This window comes from Croceibacterium salegens (assembly GCF_009827435.1).
GTDB lineage: Bacteria > Pseudomonadota > Alphaproteobacteria > Sphingomonadales > Sphingomonadaceae > Croceibacterium_B > Croceibacterium_B salegens.
Window position 1 is genome coordinate 1 of record NZ_WTYM01000027.1, and the last position, 2,919, is coordinate 2,919.

The following is a 2,919-nucleotide window of genomic DNA, read 5'->3' on the forward strand; positions in this document are numbered from 1 at the left end:
TTTCCCACCCTATCAACTGCCCCCGCTGTGGTAATTGCGACCACTCGGGGGCACTTTTTTCGAGGTCCGTTTCTGGCGCACGCCTATGTTGGCGACTGGGTCCCGAACTGGGTGGGAAGCGGACGTGGCGTAATTAGCGCTTGCCAGTGCAGGGATGGATTGCGCGCCTAGCTAATTCGGTTCCGCCGCTTGAGATAGCCTGCGCCGACGAATTTGGTGGCGATCATAATGACAGCCGGTGCGATAATGAATAACGGGTGGAACGGCACCGCTGGAATGAAGAGCTTGGCAACTAACAACGCCAGCGCTGCTAGCCCGGCGAGACCGGACACGGCATAGGCAGCCATTATTGCTCGGCCAATCCCTGTGTCCATTGCTTCCTTGGGGGGCACCGACCACGTTCCCATAACACGACATTGATTTTTCGAATGATGTCGCAAGATGCTCGCGTCCGCAACTGGGTCGTTAGCAGACAGGCAGCTATTTGCAGAATGCCTCCCCCGCTCACAGTCTGTTCCTCCGCGTTCCAAATGTGGAAATTGCCTGATGATTTAGGAAAATCTCTAGTGGCTGGAGGCCTGCGTGGCTAGATTCTGCACATGGGTGGATGGGGTTCAGGACGCCAGGGCGGCACGCCGGTAAAGGAAGATGGGCTGACCATCGACCTAGCGCTTATGCTTCGCAACGGATGAATGACGGTAGGGACGCAGCGGATTGACGGCCGTTTGACTTGGAGCGGAAGCTGCGGCTGGTCATCAAGTATCAGCTACAGTTACGACCTCATCGATCCTGACACAGCCAGCATAACGCTAAGTTACCGCAGTCGCAGAGGTGGTGGGGATTGGGTGGACCGCACCCAACCGATCCGCTTTATCTACACAGTTCCGCAATACGGCGGGCAGCGCTGGTGGATGGTCTGCCCTTTGCGCCATGAGCGAGTGGGAAAGCTATACTTGCCCAATGGAGGGAATATTTTCGCTGGTCGCAAGGCGTGGCGACTTGGCTATCGTTCACAACGCGTTGCAAAACGCGACATGGCGTTTGAGCGTCTGTTTTCACTCCCGCGTAAGCTAGGCTGCGATGAGGGCTGGGAGGCCGGTCTGTATCGCCAGAAGGGCATGTGGCACCGGACGTTCGAGCAGCACTTGGAGCGCTACTGGGAGTTGGACGGGCAGTGCGCAGTGGAGATGATAGACGTGTTGTCGCGGCTGCGCCGGTAAGGCGAAGATGGTTAGATTTCGATCAGTCGAATGCAGAAACATTACAGGAAATTCGTGCTGGCCGTGATAGGAAACAGCCACGCGGGGAGTGTTGGAAGCTAGCGCCAAGTTTGGGTAAACGGAGGGGCCAGTGTTGATCCTAAAGATCGGAAAGTGGGGAAACTTTTGGGGCGTTGTTTTCCCTCGCTCACGTGGCAGTCGCACAATCCACACATACAGAACCAAGTTTTGCGACCGCTGGGGACGTTTTGCGGACATGTCGCGCAGAAAGCGGTTCGGTGAACGCATTAATTTGCAACGGCTATATCCGAGGAATTCTTAGGCGCGACGATTTGGCGAGGTGGATGAATCCCACTTCTGCATATGTCTGCGAAATGCCCGAGGGTGTCACCATTGGGCAAATTTTGGCCGTGGCCGTGAAATACATCGATGAGCGCCCTGAAAATTGGCACTTTGAGGGAACGAGCGTAGCTCTGCATGGAATCAAGTACGCTTTCTGTACAGCGCCCTCACCTCAAGTTGAGTTGGGTGATTGATGAGCGGCGTGGGATAAGATGTGGGAGAAGTTCGTTTAGTTAAGAATAATAGCTTATATTTCAGAACTTTACGCAGCCTATAGCGCGGACACCCTCTCCGCCAACTTTGATCCCATGCTGATCGATACCGTTCGCGGTGTCTCCACTTGGCGCGGACCGAGGTCGAATCAGTTCGAATGCGTTCGCTCACATTCGCGCCCAGGTTTAGGGTCGTTATGGCCTCGATGGGTCAGGTAGCAGCCCGGCAGCTAGTGGGTTGAGGTTCACCAAACCCGATGCTGGAGCGAGCTTACTCCAAATCTTTGCGAGTACCGATTGCGAAGCGGTAATGTGGCAATCGTGAGCGTAAGATACAGCAGCGCGTCTTAAAATGCCGCACTGATCCCCCTTCCTAACAGACGTAAGATCAGAGGCAGTGACTAGCCAATTACGACCCACACAGGCAGTCCGACGTAGTTCTCGGCGATGGCGGTCTGCGCCGCGCGGCTCGAAGCGATGTAGTCGAGTTCGGCGACCTGCATCGCCCGCTCGAACGGCCCGTCCTCGGGGAAGCGGTGCATGAGCCGGGTCAACGACCAGCTGAACCGCTCCGACTTCCACACCCGTGCCAGCGCCTTGTCCGAATAGCCGGCGACGGCATCGGCATCGTTCGCCCTGAAGAACCGGACCAACGCCTCGGCGGCATAGTGCACGTCGCTGGCAGCGAGATTGAGGCCCTTGGCGCCGGTCGGCGGAACGATGTGGGCGGCATCGCCGCACAGCAGCAGGCTGCCGTGGCGCATCGGCGCGAAGACGAAGCTCCTGAGCGGGGCGATCGACTTTTCGATCGAAGGCCCGCGGGTCATGTGCGCGGCCGCCTCGGGGCCAAGGCGGATGGCCAGTTCGTCCCACACCCGCTCGTCGCTCCAGTCCTCGACCTTCTCGGTCAGCGGGACGTCGACATAATAGCGGCTGCGCGTCGGGCTGCGCATGCTGGCGAGCGCGAAGCCGCGTTCGTGGTTGGCGTAGATCAGCTCGTGGTTGCACGGCGGCACGTCGGCCATGATGCCGAGCCAGCCGAACGGATACTCGCGCAGGTACTCCTTGCCGACCGATGCCGGGATCGCCTTGCGGCTCGGCCCGTGGAACCCGTCGCACCCGGCGATGATCCGGCAGTCGATGCG

Annotated in this window: 4 protein-coding genes; 2 read left to right on the forward strand and 2 right to left on the reverse strand. The window is 58.4% G+C overall.

Annotated features, from left to right (window positions below):
- Positions 1–167: 167 nt before the first annotated feature.
- A complete protein-coding gene (locus tag GRI89_RS03160; protein ID WP_159792129.1) occupies positions 168–347 on the reverse strand; it encodes a hypothetical protein in 180 nt (59 codons plus the stop codon).
- A gap of 345 nt (positions 348–692) precedes the next feature.
- Here GRI89_RS03160 and GRI89_RS03165 point away from each other — a divergent pair, with 345 nt between their 5' ends.
- The gene (locus GRI89_RS03165) at positions 693–1,220 is read left to right on the forward strand and encodes a hypothetical protein (protein ID WP_159792131.1); all 528 of its coding nucleotides are present in this window, start codon (positions 693–695) and stop codon (positions 1,218–1,220) included.
- 191 nt (positions 1,221–1,411) lie between these two features.
- Positions 1,412–1,756 (forward strand): Rap1a/Tai family immunity protein, encoded by a 345-nt coding sequence (locus tag GRI89_RS18355; protein WP_407924960.1) that lies wholly within the window; start codon positions 1,412–1,414, stop codon positions 1,754–1,756.
- 419 nt (positions 1,757–2,175) lie between these two features.
- Here the strand turns inward: GRI89_RS18355 and GRI89_RS03170 are convergent.
- Positions 2,176–2,919, reverse strand: a 744-nt coding sequence (locus GRI89_RS03170) for a 4-hydroxybenzoate 3-monooxygenase (RefSeq protein ID WP_159792133.1), incomplete at its 5' end; no start/stop codon positions are given.

Bases quoted from the DNA above. Each gene is read 5' to 3' on its own strand.
- GRI89_RS03160 (WP_159792129.1), bottom strand. From the start codon at position 347: ATGGCTGCCTATGCCGTGTCCGGTCTCGCCGGGCTAGCAGCGCTGGCG.
- GRI89_RS03165 (WP_159792131.1), top strand. From the start codon at position 693: ATGACGGTAGGGACGCAGCGGATTGACGGCCGTTTGACTTGGAGCGGA.